This window comes from Kallipyga gabonensis (genome assembly GCF_001286805.1).
GTDB classification, from domain to species: Bacteria; Bacillota; Clostridia; order Tissierellales; family Peptoniphilaceae; genus Kallipyga; species Kallipyga gabonensis.
This window is the reverse complement of the sequence record NZ_CXYV01000001.1, coordinates 90,307-106,618: the sequence shown is the minus strand read 5'-3', so window position 1 is coordinate 106,618 and position 16,312 is coordinate 90,307. Positions and strand designations below refer to the sequence as shown.

16 protein-coding genes are annotated in these 16,312 nt (G+C 47.3%); 13 read left to right on the top strand and 3 right to left on the bottom strand.

The window, feature by feature from the left end; all coding sequences use genetic code 11:
• Positions 1 to 7: 7 nt before the first annotated feature.
• The gene (locus BN2373_RS00480; protein WP_053942239.1) at positions 8 to 442 is read right to left on the bottom strand and encodes an Hsp20/alpha crystallin family protein; all 435 of its coding nucleotides are present in this window, start codon (positions 440 to 442) and stop codon (positions 8 to 10) included.
• Positions 443 to 739: 297 nt separating this feature from the next.
• Between BN2373_RS00480 and BN2373_RS00475 the strand changes: the two genes are divergently transcribed.
• Positions 740 to 1,135: a metal-dependent transcriptional regulator gene (locus BN2373_RS00475; RefSeq protein ID WP_053942238.1), complete on the top strand. Its 396-nt coding sequence runs from the start codon at positions 740 to 742 to the stop codon at positions 1,133 to 1,135.
• A gap of 164 nt (positions 1,136 to 1,299) precedes the next feature.
• Complete coding sequence (gene guaA / locus BN2373_RS00470) at positions 1,300 to 2,832, top strand: glutamine-hydrolyzing GMP synthase (protein WP_274380677.1); 1,533 nt, start codon at positions 1,300 to 1,302, stop codon at positions 2,830 to 2,832.
• 137 nt (positions 2,833 to 2,969) lie between these two features.
• On the opposite strand, the gene BN2373_RS00465 is transcribed toward guaA, so the two are convergent.
• Positions 2,970 to 3,617, bottom strand: a complete 648-nt coding sequence (locus BN2373_RS00465) for a GNAT family N-acetyltransferase (protein ID WP_053942237.1) — start codon at positions 3,615 to 3,617, stop codon at positions 2,970 to 2,972.
• Between the two features lie 224 nt (positions 3,618 to 3,841).
• On the opposite strand from BN2373_RS00465, the gene BN2373_RS00460 reads away from it, so the two are divergent.
• From BN2373_RS00460 to BN2373_RS00415, 10 genes are all read left to right on the top strand, one after another.
• The gene (locus BN2373_RS00460) at positions 3,842 to 4,945 is read left to right on the top strand and encodes a threonine synthase (protein WP_053942236.1); all 1,104 of its coding nucleotides are present in this window, start codon (positions 3,842 to 3,844) and stop codon (positions 4,943 to 4,945) included.
• An 11-nt stretch (positions 4,946 to 4,956) separates the two neighbouring features.
• The gene (locus BN2373_RS00455; protein WP_053942235.1) at positions 4,957 to 5,694 is read left to right on the top strand and encodes a carbon-nitrogen hydrolase family protein; all 738 of its coding nucleotides are present in this window, start codon (positions 4,957 to 4,959) and stop codon (positions 5,692 to 5,694) included.
• 38 nt (positions 5,695 to 5,732) lie between these two features.
• Entirely contained in the window at positions 5,733 to 6,293 is a 561-nt protein-coding gene (locus BN2373_RS00450; RefSeq protein ID WP_053942234.1) for a hypothetical protein, read from the top strand.
• Positions 6,294 to 6,337: 44 nt separating this feature from the next.
• On the top strand, positions 6,338 to 6,901 hold the full coding sequence (locus BN2373_RS00445; RefSeq protein WP_053942233.1) for a TetR/AcrR family transcriptional regulator: 564 nt from the start codon (positions 6,338 to 6,340) through the stop codon (positions 6,899 to 6,901).
• 175 nt (positions 6,902 to 7,076) lie between these two features.
• Positions 7,077 to 7,937, top strand: coding sequence for a patatin-like phospholipase family protein (locus BN2373_RS00440; protein ID WP_053942232.1), 861 nt, complete (start codon positions 7,077 to 7,079; stop codon positions 7,935 to 7,937).
• Positions 7,938 to 7,955: 18 nt separating this feature from the next.
• Positions 7,956 to 8,513 carry an HdeD family acid-resistance protein gene (locus tag BN2373_RS00435; RefSeq protein ID WP_053942231.1) on the top strand — a complete coding sequence of 186 codons (558 nt, stop codon included), beginning with the start codon at positions 7,956 to 7,958 and terminating at the stop codon, positions 8,511 to 8,513.
• The gene (locus BN2373_RS00430; RefSeq protein ID WP_053942230.1) at positions 8,501 to 9,877 is read left to right on the top strand and encodes a radical SAM/SPASM domain-containing protein; all 1,377 of its coding nucleotides are present in this window, start codon (positions 8,501 to 8,503) and stop codon (positions 9,875 to 9,877) included. The genes BN2373_RS00435 and BN2373_RS00430 overlap by 13 nt, the downstream gene beginning before the upstream one ends.
• 20 nt (positions 9,878 to 9,897) lie before the next feature.
• Positions 9,898 to 11,025: a methionine adenosyltransferase gene (gene metK, locus BN2373_RS00425; protein WP_053942229.1), complete on the top strand. Its 1,128-nt coding sequence runs from the start codon at positions 9,898 to 9,900 to the stop codon at positions 11,023 to 11,025.
• Positions 11,016 to 11,714 carry a TVP38/TMEM64 family protein gene (locus tag BN2373_RS00420; RefSeq protein ID WP_053942228.1) on the top strand — a complete coding sequence of 233 codons (699 nt, stop codon included), beginning with the start codon at positions 11,016 to 11,018 and terminating at the stop codon, positions 11,712 to 11,714. The genes metK and BN2373_RS00420 overlap by 10 nt, the downstream gene beginning before the upstream one ends.
• A 2-nt stretch (positions 11,715 to 11,716) precedes the next feature.
• Entirely contained in the window at positions 11,717 to 12,538 is an 822-nt protein-coding gene (locus BN2373_RS00415) for a glycosyltransferase family 8 protein (protein WP_053942227.1), read from the top strand.
• Between the two features lie 98 nt (positions 12,539 to 12,636).
• Here the strand turns inward: BN2373_RS00415 and BN2373_RS00410 are convergent, their stop codons facing one another.
• Positions 12,637 to 13,560 (bottom strand): putative ABC transporter permease, encoded by a 924-nt coding sequence (locus BN2373_RS00410; protein WP_053942226.1) that lies wholly within the window; start codon positions 13,558 to 13,560, stop codon positions 12,637 to 12,639.
• Positions 13,561 to 13,755: 195 nt separating this feature from the next.
• On the opposite strand from BN2373_RS00410, the gene BN2373_RS00405 reads away from it, so the two are divergent.
• Positions 13,756 to 16,257: an NACHT domain-containing protein gene (locus BN2373_RS00405; protein ID WP_053942225.1), complete on the top strand. Its 2,502-nt coding sequence runs from the start codon at positions 13,756 to 13,758 to the stop codon at positions 16,255 to 16,257.
• Positions 16,258 to 16,312 lie beyond the last annotated feature (55 nt).

The following is a 16,312-nucleotide window of genomic DNA, read 5'->3' as shown; positions in this document are numbered from 1 at the left end:
CGATATGCTAGTTAATGGAAATAGATTTTTTTGTTGAGACTTCTTCTTCAAAGGGCATTTTGATGGTGAGAATCCCATTTCCCATTTTTGCCTGGATGGCATTCTCATCTACTCCTTCAAGGGAAATCTGGCGGGTGGAATTAAAAGAGTGTCTTTCTTTATGGACAAAGGTCTTCTTCTCGTCCTCTTCCTTTGATTCTTCCTCCTTGTGGACGGAGATCGTCAAAAGATCATTTTCCACGTCAATATCGATGTCTTCCTTGGTCAGCCCGGGGACTTCCGCGGTGACGAGATAAGCATCCACCGTTTTCTCCACATCAATCCTAAAGGAAACCTCTTTCATTCTTTCCATTCCGGTCCGGAAAAAGGAATCAAACATAGTATCCAAATCGTTGGAGGCTTTTCCAGCAGGCGTTCCATAATAGGGTAATAAACGTAACATTTTTTTCTCCTTTCACTGATACATCTATACTTGGTCGATCAGGGCACTTCCATCTTCCTGATCTCAACTCTTTGTCTTACAATTCAAATTATACCATCTTTGACCATTAAGTCAAGGGAAATTATCACTCAAAGAATAAGAGTGATAACAAAATGATTTTATCGTGATTGTTTCGCCTAAAAGAAGGCTTCCAAGACTTTACTGGCGGAAATGGGTATAATGTTTTCTAATCAGTAAAAAGCGATCGGGGCAGATGATCCAAATTGAAGCCCCGGATAGAGAAATGGGGGAATTAGTTTGCATCAGATTCGTGATTCAAAAGAAAATTATTTGGAGGGGATCTATGTTCTCCAGGAAGAAACGGGGCATGTACGCTCTGTTGATCTTGCCCGTCATCTTAACCTGTCTAGGGCTTCGGTATCCAATGCGGTCAAGAAGATGGAGGAAGAGGGCTACGTCATTATGGAAAAGGACGGAGAGCTTCGCCTGACTGAACAGGGGGCGGCCATTGGTCAAATGATCGATGAGCGCCATAAAACCCTCAAAGACCTCCTCATGTACGTCGGTGTGGATGAGGATCTGGCGGAATACGATGCCTGCCGAATGGAACATGCTATATCCAAGGAAACCTTCCAAATCCTCAAAGACTACCTGGACAAACACGTCCCGGAAGTCCTGGAAAACGTGGAGTAATCAGGAGTAGAGGCTATTCCTTAAAGTAATCATGGGCGCCTTTGGGCGTCCATGTCTTTTTATCGGGGAGAAAGAGGGCCTGCTTTTCCGGACCGGTTTCGTGGTAAAATGAGGAGAATAGTTAGGGACAATCGGTGAAGGAGGACGACTTCATGAAGATGGATATTAAAGAAGAAAAAATACTGATTCTTGATTTTGGTGGGCAATATAAGCAGTTGATCGGACGACGGGTTCGTGAGCAAAATGTTTTTTGCGAAATCAAGCCCTGCACTATTTCCATAGAAGAAATTAAACAAGGGGATTATGCCGGGTTCATCCTGACCGGGGGTCCTTCGTCGGTTTATGAGGAGGGGGCTCCTCAGCTGGATCCGGCTGTTCTTGACCTGGGCCTCCCCATCCTGGGCATCTGCTATGGTGCCCAGTGGCTGGCCTACCACACCGGTGGTAAGGTCGTTTCTGCCGATAAGGCGGAGTTCGGGGTCCATCCCGCCAGCCTAGTGGTCGAATCGCCCCTTTTCCAGGGCCTGGAGGCCGAGACCCCGGTCCTCATGTCCCACAGGGACCGGGTCCAGGACCTGGGCTCAGGGTACCAAGTCCTGGCCCAATCCGATAACTGCCCCATCGCCGCCTTCGGCAATGAGGAGGCCAGGGTTTATGGGGTCCAATTCCACCTGGAAGTCAACGATACCCTCCAGGGGAGGGACATGATCCACAACTTCCTCTACCGGGTTTGCGGCCTGGAGGGGCGGTGGAAGATGGACGAATTTGCCCAGGTCGCCATCCAAAAGCTCAAGGACAAGATTGGAGATGGAAAGGCCCTATGCGCCCTCTCCGGCGGGGTTGACTCCGCCGTTGCCGCCGTATTGGTCCATAAGGCTATCGGACAAAACCTGACCTGCGTCTTCGTCAACCATGGCCTCCTCCGCAAGGATGAAGCCGAGATGGTGGAGGAGATCTTCCACCGGGAGATGGGGATGAAGCTCATCACCGTGGATGCCTCCGACCGCTTCCTGGGCAAGCTTGCCGGGGTTGTCGATCCTGAGAAGAAAAGAAAAATTATCGGGGAAGAGTTCATCCGGGTCTTCGAGGAAGAGGCCAAGAAGATCGGCCAGGTGGACTACCTGGTTCAGGGGACCATCTATCCCGATGTCATCGAATCCGGCGTTGGCGGAGCCGTCATCAAATCCCACCATAATGTAGGTGGCCTTCCTGAACACGTCGACTTCAAGGGCCTGGTGGAGCCACTCCGCGATCTCTTTAAGGATGAGGTCCGGGAGCTGGGCCTGGAGCTGGGCATTCCCGAAGACCAAGTCTGGCGCCAGCCCTTCCCCGGACCCGGCCTAGCTGTCCGGATCCTGGGCGACATCACCCGGGACAAGGTCTCCCTCCTCCAGGAAGCCGACGCCATTTGGCGGGAGGAAATCAAGAAGGCCGGCCTGGCCCGTCAGATCGGCCAGTACTTCGCCGTCCTGACCAACCTCCAGACCGTGGGTGTCATGGGGGATGCCAGGACCTACCACTATGTCCTTGCCCTCCGGGCGGTCACTACCGTGGACTTCATGACGGCCGAGTGGTCCCGGATTCCCCACGAGGTCCTGGCCGCCGCCTCGGAGAGGATTGTCAATGAAGTGCCGGGCATTTCACGGGTGGTTTATGACATTACCGGGAAACCGCCCGCAACGATTGAGTGGGAGTAATACTCAAATGTCCAAAAAGTCTGAAATATGCTGGACTTTTATACCCGGGTATTTCCTCATAACAATTATCTAAGATTATCCAAGAAAAATGAGCGGTCTGACTTCTGTTGGAGAAGTCAGATCGCTCATTTTTTAACTTATTTAATATCAATCCAAATGCCAACATCTCTCATTTCGGAATTTGGAACTGATCTATAGAATCGCTGTGCTTCTTCGTTGCTGGCAGTTAGTGCAATTAGCGTATCAACATTTTGCTTTTTTAATGTATCTAGTAATGTAGCAAGAAGCTTTTGTGCCACACCCCTATGACGGGAACTCTTGAGAACACAAATCCAATCCAGGTAGGCTTTTATTGATCCATCAAAATGTGATGGAATAAGAACGGCATCAATTCGGCCTATCACATGGTTATTCTGATAGGCCAAAAAGGAAAGTGAATTGGAGAAACTGGTGTTTTCAAAACTGGCAGTAACGCTTTTGATATACTCTTCATTGATTTCCCAGCCCCAGAAGTCTTCTTCTGCTCGAAGTGCCTGTTCAAACATCAGCACCTCCGGAATTCTTTGCTTGGTATATGGTTCGATGACGACTATCTTCGCTTGCATCCGGTCGCACCATTTGTCCCATTTTCCTATATAGTCATTTTCAGAGATAATTCTGGGAAGCAGATCTTCGGGCGAAACGATGGCTTGCTTTTTGCAGGCTGTAACCGTTCTCAATTTCTTATCTGAAATATAAAGCTGTGAGGGCTGCAAATCTTTCAACGTTAATTCATTGATATCCAAGATTGTCCCTCCTTATTTGATTTCACACCTTAGTTTTTCCTTTTAGGCCTTAATTATAGCATTTCATACTTTATTAGGCGGCTTAGTTTTAAGTGATAACGTATGGTCTATAGTATCATATACACCATCCCACTTCTTCATCAAATCCTTAGTCATCATGATATGATTAATCATATTGATAATCTTGCGTGCTGCTTCCTTTCACCCAAACCAGGAGATTGCTTATGGAATTCATTTGTTCAAAATGTGGAAAGAGGGCTCCCGCCTCAACCAGGGCCTTTCACTGTGAATGCGGAGGATTGTGGCAACTAGACTACCAGCCACCGAAATTTGACCCTGCCCAGGTGGATAAGGGGGAATGGAGCCAATACCGCTATCGGAAGTTTATGGCCATGGAAGATGACTCTTGGAAAGAAGTGAGCCTGGGTGAAGGAATGACGCCAATCGTCCATTTTGATGACGATGTCCTATTCAAACTGGATTATTGCATGCCGACCCTATCCTTCAAGGACCGGGGAGCGGCGACCTTGGTCGCCCACTGTAAATCGATTGGGGTGGACCATGTGGTCGAGGATTCCAGTGGGAATGCGGGAAATGCGATCGCAGCCTATTGCAGTCGAGCCGGCATTGCCTGTGAGATTTTTGTTCATGAGGGGACTTCAGCGAAAAAAATTCAGATGATCCGGTCCCATGGGGCAAAAGTCCATATTGTTCCGGGTAATCGTGACCACTGCGCCGACCTTTGCCGGGAGCGGGTCAAGGAAGAAGGACTTTATTATGCCAGTCATGTGTATAACCCCTTCTTCTTTGAAGGAACGAAAACCTATATTTATGAGACCTTTGAGCAACTCCGCAGAATTCCGAAATACATTCTACTCCCTGTTGGAAACGGGACCCTTTTTCTTGGGGTCATGCAGGGTCTTGAGCATTTATTGGAGAGTGGCTGCATAGACCATATACCCCAAATTATTGGGGTCCAAAGTGAGCACTGTGATCCGGTCTATAGGGCCGTAAAAGTCCAGGCCGAGGAAGTGGAAGAAATACAACCGGGCCTGACCTTGGCGGAGGGGATCGCTATTGGAAAACCCATGCGTGGATATGAGATCCTGGGCTATGCCAGGAAATACGATGTTCGCTTTGTCCATGCTCCGGAGGAGGAGATTGCAGGTTCTATGGCTCAATTGGCCAAGCGGGGCATTTATTGCGAGCCAACCACGGCTGCCAATTATGCAGGTTATCGGGAGTATTGCCGTCTTTATGGAAGGACTCATGATTGCCTGATTCCTGTTTGTGGTTCCGGATTAAAATCGAACCATTCTTTTTTGTAGGAGAAAAACAAATGAAATTTGCATTAGCTGCCAAAGGATTCATCAATGAGGATCTGGATTTTAATAAAGGGGTCATCCTGAAGACCCTGGAAGACTACCGGGGTAGGGCGGATATGGTCCTTTTCGGGGAGGCCTTTCTCCAGGGCTTTTATGGACCGACCTTTGATCTTGACCACGACCTGAAGATGGCTTTAGCCCTTGACCATCCGGTCTTTGACGAGATTGCAGGGAAAGCAAGGGACAGCTCCATCGCGGTTTCTTTTGGCTTCATCGAGCGGGAGGGGGAGGCCATATACTCCTCCCAGGCCACCATTGATTCTCAGGGGAAGATGGTGGATGTCTTTCGCCGGGTTTCGCCCGGCTGGAAGATAGAGGGGGCCAGTGAGTGCTACCGGGAAGGGGAGGGCTTCCATTCCTTTCTCTTAGAGGGTCGAAAAATGGCTGTGGGTCTTTGCGGTGACCTTTGGTTTGATGAGAACATTCAGCAAATTAAGGATCTTCGGCTTGATCTTCTGTTATGGCCGGTTTATACGGACTTTCCTTTTAAGGAATGGAACTCTTCGATGAAATATGACTATGCGGTTCAGGCCAACCAAGCATGTCCAAGGACTGTGCTGGTCAATTCCTTTTGCCTGGATAAAAGGGATGAAGAAGAGATCGCAAGAGGAGGGGCGGCCTTTTTCCTTCTTGGAAGGATCGGAAAAGACCTTCCGGCGGGTGAAGAAGGGGTATTGTTTGTTGAGGTTTAGGGAATTCAGCTCCTCTAACAACGGAAGAAGGATTTAGGATGTCAGAAATGGAAAATGATAGGCCAGGAGAAAGGAAGAGGGTTGGGAAAATACGACTCTTTTTGATATTAGCCTCCCTGGCCTGGTTGGTCTTTTGCCTCATTCTTCTTATTATCGAAGAGACCGACAAGATGACCATCCTGATCCACATTTTTCCTTTCTTTATCGACAAGACTCTTCTTATCTACAGCTTATTCTTGCTCGGGACCCTATGGTTGATGGCCCTTTTAGCCTTTTTATGGAAGAAAACGAGGAAGAAAGTCGCTAAGGGCTTCCTCCTCCTCTCCAATATCACCTTATATGAAAGGCAAAATCCATTTTTTATCGAGGAGATTGAGGGGGCGGTCATTTTCCCGGATGATGGTTATCTTCCGATTTCCCAAGAGGAATATTGGGTAAAATTGAATAAGAATATTTTTACCCTAGCCGTTGACCGGGGTTATTTGGATGGGTCTTGGGTGAAAATGAAGGTAACCCTGGGAGAAGGGGAAAAGACGGTGGAAGAGGAGATCTTTTATCCCCATAGGAAGCCTCCCGACCACAAAGACGATGAGAGATAGAATGTGTATGGGGGTTCGTCCGCTATTAATATAGAGGGAATGATATGGCCAGGTTTACTCGGAGAGCAATTTTTGACGCTTTTTTGGAGCTTTTGCGGAAAAAATCTCTGGATAAAATTACGGTGAAAGAGATTATTGAAACGGCCGAAATTAACAGAAATACCTTTTATTATCATTTTCAAAATATCGATGATTTGTTAGAAAAAACCTTCCAGGATGCTTCAGATACCTTCCGGGAAGAAAGCAATCCGGACCGGATTTTTTATGAGGAATATGTGCGGACGGCCGAATACCTCCAATCCCATAAGGAAGCCATCCTCCACGTTTATGACTCCAAAAGCCGGGATGTTCTCAGTCAATATCTGGAGTCGGCGATCAGCCACTTTGTCGGTCGTTTTGTGGTCAAGGCTGCGGAAGGAACGCGACTTTCCCAGGCAGGTATCGATTATATTACTTATTTTTACACCTATGCCTTTATCGGGGCCACCCTCCGATGGGTGGAGGACAGGATGCCGGATTATCGGGATGACTTGAACCGAACCATAGCCGGATCTTTTGAAGCAACCATCGACCCTATGATTCAGATGTACATCAAGGGACATTCCTGAATCAGAGAAAAATAGTCAAAATTGATAGACAATAGAAGGCCGAGTGTTCGAATTCGAACATTCGGCCTTCTATTGTCTGTACTCATTTATGCCGGTGAAGGATAGAATGGCCTTACAGTCATATTTAATTTTTTGATGCGTTCAGGAAAGAGCGGGGAAAGTTAGAGAGATTCGCATGCTGGGAATTGTAGATGTTGGTGGAGGAACACGAGGAATTTATGGAGCCGGAGTCCTGGATTTTTGTATGGCCCGGGGGATTCGAGCGGATTACTTCATTGGCGTATCGGCCGGAGCGGCCAATGGGGCCTCCTATGCGGCCGGTCAAAGAGGAAGAAATCTGGTTTTTTATAGCGATTATGCCTTCCGCAAAGACTATATGGGCGTGGGAAACTTCTTGAAGAAGGGGTCCTACATCAACCTGGATTATATTTATTCGACACTGAGTGATGCCGGTGGGGAGAACCCCTTGGACTATCAGGCCCTAAAAACCAGCCCTATGGAATTGGAGATCGTAGTGACCAATGCCAACACCGGCCAAGCTGTCTATTTTACTAAGAAGGATTTGGGGCAGAATTTTTATGATCCCATAAAGGCATCTTGTTGTGTTCCGGTTTTATGCAAGCCCTATCCGGTTGAAGGGATTCCCTATTTCGATGGGGGAATCTCCGATCCCATTCCCTTCCAAAGAGCCTTCCAGGCAGGTTGTACAAAAGTCATTGTGATTTTAACCAAGCCCAGGGACTTTTTTCGAAAAGAGGATGCCGATAGGCGGCTGGTTTTGCTCCTGAAGCGGAAATACCCCAAAGCGGCACAAGCCCTGAAGCGTAGGGCAATGGTCTACAACCAAAGTTTGAGAGAACTCCTGAAGCTGGAAAAAGAGGGAAAGGCGATGATTATCGCTCCCTCCGATACCGGAAATTTACGAACTTTGACTCAGGATCATGATGAGTTACTCCGGCTCTATGAAATGGGCAAAAGCGATGGAGAAAGTCGACTCGGTTCGGAATTTGGACCGGGTGTGGGGATAGAAAGCTAGGATAGCGGAGATGAGAAAATGGAAAAATTAAAAAAGGTAAAAGATATTTATAGTGGATTTGCCATTTGCCTCATTTTTTTAGGCATTTTTTTACTCGTTCAACCCAATATTGCTGCGGATGTCTTTTGTCGTTTATGCGGAGCAATTCTTGTGTTGTTTGGTATTGTTAAATTATTTGGTTATTTTTCAAAGGACCTGCTCCAATTGGCCTTTCAATTCGATTTTGCCATGGGGATCATCTCCATCCTCATCGGTTTGACCATGTGCTTTTGGTCCAGGCAGTTTATGGAAACCCTGATTATTGGGATTGGTTTTTTTATCATCGTGGATGCCTTACTTCGCATTCAAACCGCTCTGGATGCAAAAAAAATCGGAGTGGACAACTGGTGGGTTATCTTGATTATCGCCCTGGTCACCTCAGTCATCGGTGGCTTGCTCTTTTTTCGCCCCTACCAGGGAACTAAAGCGATTGTCATGCTGATCGGGTTAAACCTGATCATTGATGGAATACTCAATTTACTTGTCGTGCGCAGCACAGTAACTACAATAAGGAGGATAAAAGAATGGGAAGCTTAAGTCATTCTGCAACAAGAGCAGCAGCAAGCCTTGGATTAAATATGATTTTGAAGAAAGTGGACAAGGACGAAAGGGAACCGGAAATCATCAAGCTGATCGACCTCATGGAAAAATACATGGATGGGGTGGATCTCGGTGTCGATTATGATAACATGCGGACCATGATTGCGGATAAGGATGGCGCCTTAAACCAGTACGTCAACCGGATGTTGGACGAACTGGATCCTAACGTCATTAAGACGACGGTCCTGAACTTTGGCCTGGAAGCCATGTTGCACGGGACCAAAACCATCCGGGAAATGCGGGAGGTTCACCAGTGCAACATCCCCTGGCTGATCCTTATGGACCCCACCTCTGCCTGTAACCTCCACTGCACCGGATGCTGGGCGGCGGAGTATGGCAACAAGCTCAATCTTACCTATGACGAAATGTCCAGCGTGGTCAAACAGGGGAAGGAACTTGGCGTTTACTTCTATATGTTTACCGGGGGAGAGCCCCTGGTGCGCAAGGACGACCTGATCAAACTCTGCGAGGAGCACAAGGAATGTCAGTTCCTGGCCTTCACCAATGGAACCCTGGTTGATGAGGCCTTCTGCCAGGAGTTAAAGCGGGTGGGCAACCTCATGCTGGCCATCAGCCTGGAGGGTTCACCGGAAGTCAACGACCTTCGTCGGGGCGACGGGGTCTACGGCAAGGTCATGCACGCCATGGACCTCTTGAAGAAGAATGGCCTGGTCTTTGGAACTTCCATCTGCTATACCTCGAAAAACTGTGAATCCGTCACCTCCAAAGAATTCGTCAAGCTCATGGTGGATAAGGGCTGCCGCTATGCCATGTACTTCCACTATATGCCGGTCGGCAATGATGCCTTCCTGGGCCTCCTTCCCACACCGGAACAGAGGGTAGCGACCAAGAACCGAATCCGTGAAATCAGAAAACTCACTACGGGCGAAGGCCTTTTTACCATGGACTTCCAGAATGACGGTGAATTTGTTGGCGGCTGCATTGCCGGCGGAAGAAACTACTTCCATATCAATGCCAATGGCGATGCGGAACCCTGTGTTTTCATCCACTATTCCGGAGCCAATATTCGGACCCACACTCTACTGGAAATTCTGAAGCAGCCCCTCTTTATGGCCTACCACGACAACCACCCTTTCAATGAGAATCACTTGCGGCCATGCCCCATGTTGGAAAATCCGGAGATTCTCCAGCAAATCGTCAAAGAATCCGGGGCAAAGTCCACCGACCTTCAGTCGCCGGAGAGTGCGGAACACCTGTGCGGAAAATGCAAACCCTATGCGGAAGCCTGGAAACCCTGTGCAGATAAGCTCTGGGCAGAAGCCGGCCACCACCAGGAATAAAGACATCAAGGAGGTTTGTCATGCGTACTTTTTTTACTTCTGAAAGTGTATCCGAAGGCCATCCGGATAAGGTCTGCGACCAAATCGCTGATGCTATCCTGGATGCCCATCTTTCTCAGGACCCCAATGCCCATGTGGCCTGCGAAGTGACCGCTACGGTTGACCGCCTCCATATCATGGGTGAGGTCACTTCAAGAGCATCCGTGGATTACGATGCGATAGCCAGAGAACAAATCCGCCGCATCGGTTATACCATCCCCGGAATCGGCTTTGATGCTGACTCCTGCCAAATTACCGTGGACGTCCATGACCAGTCCCCGGATATTGCCATGGGGGTGACCAAGGCCAGCGAGGAGAAGAACGGCGCCGGCGACCAGGGAATGATGTTCGGCTACGCCTGCACGGAAACCGAGAGCTATATGCCCCTGGCCATCGCCCTTTCCCATAAGATGCTGAAGCGGTTGGCTCAGGCAAGAAAAAAGGGAGAAATCAAGGGACTCTTACCCGACAGCAAGGGCCAGATCACTGTTGAGTACCTGGATGGCCGGCCGGTTCATATTGATACTGTGGTTCTTTCCACCCAGCATAAGGAAGAGGTCAATCTCAACCACCTGAAAATGGAATTAGTCAACAAGGTTCTGAAAGATGTCCTTCCTTCCGACCTCTTTGATGAGAAGACGAAGATTTTTATTAATCCGACCGGACGTTTTGTTATCGGCGGACCTGCCGGTGACACCGGCTTGACTGGACGGAAGATTATCGTGGATACCTATGGCGGCTATGCCCGTCATGGCGGTGGTTCCTTCTCGGGAAAAGACCCCTCAAAAGTTGACCGCAGTGCGGCCTACATGGCCCGGTACCTGGCGAAAAACATCGTAGCATGCGGGTTTGCGGATGCCTGTGAGGTCCAGCTGAGTTATGCGATTGGCGTAGCAGAGCCCGTTTCCATCCATGTCGAAACCTTCGGCCGCGGGAAATTGACGGAAGAGGAGATTATCTGCGAAATTGAAAAAAGGGAAGACCTGACACCGACCGGAATCATTAAAAAATTTGATCTGAAACGCCCCATCTACTTGCAGACGGCTTGTTATGGTCATTTCGGAGAAAATACAGCCAGCCTTCCCTGGGAGAAAGTCGCTTGGAAATAAGAAGAAAATCCGACGGTGAGGCAGAGGATCAGAGAGTTGCGGTTAAATTCAGAAGGATCCAGGTCGTTGGCCTGGTTTGCTTTCTCTTTGTCCTACTGGGCATCCATTTCACCATTGACGGGAAGTTTAGCGTGGAATCTCTGGTCGCTCAAGCCTCAGGGAATCCGGTTCGTTCCGTCATCTGGCTTTTGCTCCTTTTTGCCATAAAAAGTCTGACGATCGTCATACCTCTTCTATCCTTATATGTGGCGAGCGGTATCCTGTTTCCTCCGGTCTGGGCAGTCTGCATCAGCTTTTTGGGCCTGGCCGTTACCATGACCCTCCCTTACCTTTTAGGTCGTTGGTCCGGGGCGGAAGAGATGGACTACGTAAAGGCAAAATACCCCAAAATCGACAAGCTGGTGGATATTCAAAAAAGAAATGAATTTTTCGCCAGCTTTATTGTTCGACTGATCGGCTGGTTCCCCTGTGACATCACCAGCTTCTATTTTGGGGCTTCACGGACTGATTACCCCCTTTATTTGTTTTCGGGTCTTCTGGGCAGTGCGATCAGCGTCATCACCAATACCTTGTTGGGAGATGTTCTGATGAACCCCCTATCCCTGCCGTTTTTCCTATTGATGGTGATTAAGGTTTTGACTTCGGCAGGAGCTATCGCCTTCGCCTACTTTTATAACCGAGGGAAATAACTATGCGAATTCCACTTCTGGTAACACTTGATCAACACTATCTTCCGCAGCTGAGGGTTCTTCTTACCTCCATCTACATCAACCATCCGGGTCAGGCTTTCGATGTTTATCTTTTACACCGTCAAATTCCTGAGAAGAATTTGGAGGCCTTGTCCAAAGATTGTGACCGCTATGGCTTTCGTCTGCTGCCCATCAAGGCGGATGGAGAGACCTTTTGTTCTGCCAAGGTTACCGATCGCTACCCCAGGGAGATGTATTACCGGCTGCTGGCGGGAAAATGGCTTCCTCATGACCTTGATAAAATACTCTATTTAGACCCGGATATTCTGGTGATCAATTCGCTCAATGCCCTGTGGGAGAAGGATGTAACCGCTTATCTTTTTGCTGCAGCGGCTCATACCGGAAAGACGGAAATGGCCAACAGTGTGAATAAGATTCGTCTAAAAACCAAGACGGATTACTATAATTCAGGCGTTCTTTTGATCAACCTGGAAGAGGCGAGAAAAGAGATCGTCCCGGATGACCTTTTCCGCTTTGTTGAAGACAATCCCATGTCCCTTCTCTTGCCCGACCAGGATGCCCTGAATGCACTTTACGGATCAAAAATCTTAAGTCTTGACGACGTTCGCTGGAATTATGATGCCAGGAACTATAGCAATTACCTCTTAAGAAGCGGAGGGAAGGAGAATCTGGAGTGGGTGATGGAGAACACTTCCATCCTTCATTTTTGTGGAAAAGATAAGCCCTGGAAAAAGAATTATCGACGACGCTTTGGTAGCTTATACCGCCATTATATGAGTTTGACGGAACGCTATCTTCAATAAGACGCTTAATAAGAAACCGGTCACTTTGATCAGGATGTCCTGAACTAGGTGACCGGTTTTTACATGGAGAAGGATTTGATTCCGGGTGGTGGAATCATTTAGTGGAGTTTTTCTTTTAGCACCTTGATGAGTTCCGGATACTTTCGATGTTTCATTTCGGGAAATGCTTTTAAGAGGTGTCCCTGACCAAAAAAAGAGGCTGAAGTGAGGGAGGAGGAAATACGATCAAATTCCCCTTGAAGGGCGTTAAATTTATCTTTCAAGTCTTTCACCGTGTCTTGCTGTTTTATTGTCTGAACATCCGCTAGCTCAGTTTTTTTCTCGCGGATCACGTCTTTTAACTCTGCCCTGGCGAGTTTTGCCTGTAGCTTACCTTCATCGACGATCTGGGCGGTTTCTAATGTCCTGGTTCCTACCCGCTCGCTGATCCGGTCACTGACGATCCGCATATCCGACCGAATCTGATCCAGTTTTGTCAGGTTTTTGTTAAAGCCCCGGATGATAGCCAGGGTGACCAAAAAGTCCGCAAGATAAATGGCATAGAGAAGAGCCAGGAGAATCCAGCCCTCACGGGGAGCCAGAGATTTCACCGTATGGTGATCGACAAAAGTCTGAAAAATATGGACAACAAAGAGAATAGCCAATCCCCAGATTAAGGAAAACTCAAGGCAAATATACCCTCGGAAGTTGAACGGCTTTGCGGAGTAATCCCACCACCGGGCATGAAAACACCGGTCCAGAAGCCATCCGGCCAGGAGCTCTACCAGGGTAGCTAGAATTACCCCGAACAGAAAAATCTCCAAGGAATTTAATCTTTGACCGTTACTTTGCATGAGATTGATGGCAGCAAAGACAGATAATACGCCAAACCCATAGACCGGGCAAACCGGGCCATTCAAAAAACCTCGGTTAACCACCTTTCCCAAGGTTACGGCATGGAAGATCACTTCTACAATCCAACCCCCAAAAGAATAAATGAGGAAGTACCAGCAAATTTCATAATAGGTCATTCCGGCAACCATCGTTTCCTCCAATTGGCAAGATAGCCATGTTTGTTATCGGATTCCATGGAAAAAATATCTTTTTCATTAATTATGGGGATCCTTTTTATTGTGCAAGAAGATGGATATATTTTATAAAAAAGTCAGCCCATTGTATAATTTAATAAAGAGGCCTTATCCAATACAATTTCTTATTGTGAAAAAGGGGGAGAAGGAATGAATTATTTCACACCGGAAAAGATGCCAAAGAGAGATGAATTTCTATTACTCTTTCTTAATGCCATCTTCCCCGACTTACAAGACTTAGAGTGCACGAAAACAGGATACGGGTATACTTTAGCCTGCGAAATTGCCGCCAAAGAAACAGGGCTTCTTGGTGATGAATGGGAGGAGAGGAAACTGAAAGAAGATACCCCTCTTTTTCGCCTCATGTTTGAGATGGGGAAGGCTAGCAACTTTCTTTTTGATAAAACACCCTATCTCCTGGAAGATCAAGCCTATGAACACTATTCTGAAACCCTCTTTTCTTTTTGCGATCAGACGAGTGGAAGTCTGAAAGGCTGGCTGAGGGAGTCCGGCAGTCGGTCAAAAATCAATAAAAGTTTCGATACCGCCCTTTTTTTTACCTATCTTCTCTTGTCCAGAAAGGCTAGTTTGACAACGAGGAAGGTTTTTTTTGAAAAATGCCTGGAATTTGTTGGAATTGACGATATTGATCCCATCGTAGCCGGTGGTTTGTTTTCTTTTGATTGGGAGGAACTGGGTGAAGAGGCCTCGATCGATGGAAGAAGATTTACCCGTATGGCCAACAAAGGTATTCTCTTCTTTGGCATGGTGACGCTGACCATCTTTGAAATGATCGGGACCTATTCGGTGGAAAAAGATCAGGATACGATAGAAAAACTCCAGGATCATTTTGCCCACACTTTCAAAGAGGGGGTAGAAGCGTCATTAGCCTTGGATAAAGCGGAAGAAGCTCTTTACCGATGCATTCAGTTTTTTGAGCCCCGTTCCATCCAGACGGTCAAAAAGCTTTATCCCCAGGACTTTTATGTCCCCCCGATTTTTGAACAAAATGGGGAGAAAGTAGGAATGCCTCTTTCCACTATGGAAAGGGCATCCAAGAGTCAAAGAGTGAAGATTGTGGCAAAAACCGGCATGGGGAAGAGTGCCTTTCTTCAAATGGCGTCAATTTGCATGCTGGCGGATCGATATGGCCGTGAGAAAAACAATCATTCCCTGAAAGAGGTAACTGATGACTTGGATCCACCGACCAACTTATACCTCATCAGCATACCGGCCCGTTTATTTTCTTTTTGTTACCAGGATGAGCGATACCGTGAATGGACAAAAGATCTTGTTAGCTTGTTTTTCAATAGTATGTGGCGACTATCGGAGGGGCGTAATTTTTTCTCCGGTCAAGTTTCTCCAGGTATCATACCTGGTACGCTTTCTCAGCCACAGGATGGGTTCAAAATCTCCGGTCCTCTGACAGATTACTTGCAGGAATTGGCCAGGGCCGGAAAATTATTGCTCATTTTGGATTCTTTTGATGAAATCTCATCCGGGGATATGCGTAACGCCTATCTTCATGCCATCTCCGCCTTTTACGACAGCTATTGCTGTTTTCCGGAGAGTCATGAGGTCGGTGCCCACGTCATTGTTTCTTCCCGGGAAATGTCATCCCAAACGATGACTGCCTTGGATCATGCATTAGATATGGATCCTTACTGGTCAACTTTTCGAATTTGCCCTCTCAATGAAGACCAGAGAAAGAACCTGGTCATGAAGTGGAACCGCTTTTCCAATATCCCGGAAGAGGAGTCATTAGAACTCCTTGAGGAAATTCGTAGAAATCATTTTTATCAGGATTATTCAGTTAATCCCTATATGCTATCCGTAGTCTGCTTTTATTTTGGTCATGATTTGGGCAGCATCACCCAGCGTTTAATCACAACCCTGGTTGATCGGATGTTAAAAAATAACCGGTCAGCAGATCCGGTAATTTACGATGTTTTAATGAATATCCTTAAGATCCTTCAGGAAGTTGCTCTTGAAACGGTCTCCACAGGTAGTCCCCACTTTTCTCGACAAAAACTCAACCGCTATCTCCACAAGTGGATAGACGAAACCGGTCTCCGTCAAGAGGAGATTGGGATGATCATGGACCGCCTACACGAAATTTTTATTACTGAAGTAGGCTTGATCGTTCCGGCGGATGGGGCGGACAATGACTATCAATTTATCAACCCGCAGATCCGCTTTGAGTTGGCGGCTAAGGGTATCCGAGCCGGATTGATTAATGAGGAAAGTGGAGGTGACGGACTTCATATCCTCTCCTCCATTACCGAACCGGCGGATTATGTAAGCTTACTGGTTCCCTTGGTCTGTGACATCAATTTGGAAAATGTTCAACTGGCAGAGCAACTTATTTTTGACTTGACCACCCGAGACTTTTCTGACCGTGCTGAGGAAAGGATTCTGATTAAGGCTATGGTTGATCTCATTCTCAACCGGTACGGTAATAATATATCTACCGCCGCCATGCCGGGAAATTGGGATGCCAAGTACGTTCGTCGAGCACAAAGACTCCTTCTGATGAGGATTTTTACCTCAGAAATCCTAAAGGAGATGGGTGAGAATAAAGAAGCTTTGTTTCTATCACCGGCCTACCAGGAAAATATCAAGTGGTTTTCCCGAGATTTTCAAATCAAGTAGGAGTGGTTTCTTTTCCCTTTATTTTTGTAATTTTTACTTAGATTCTCTCTTCACA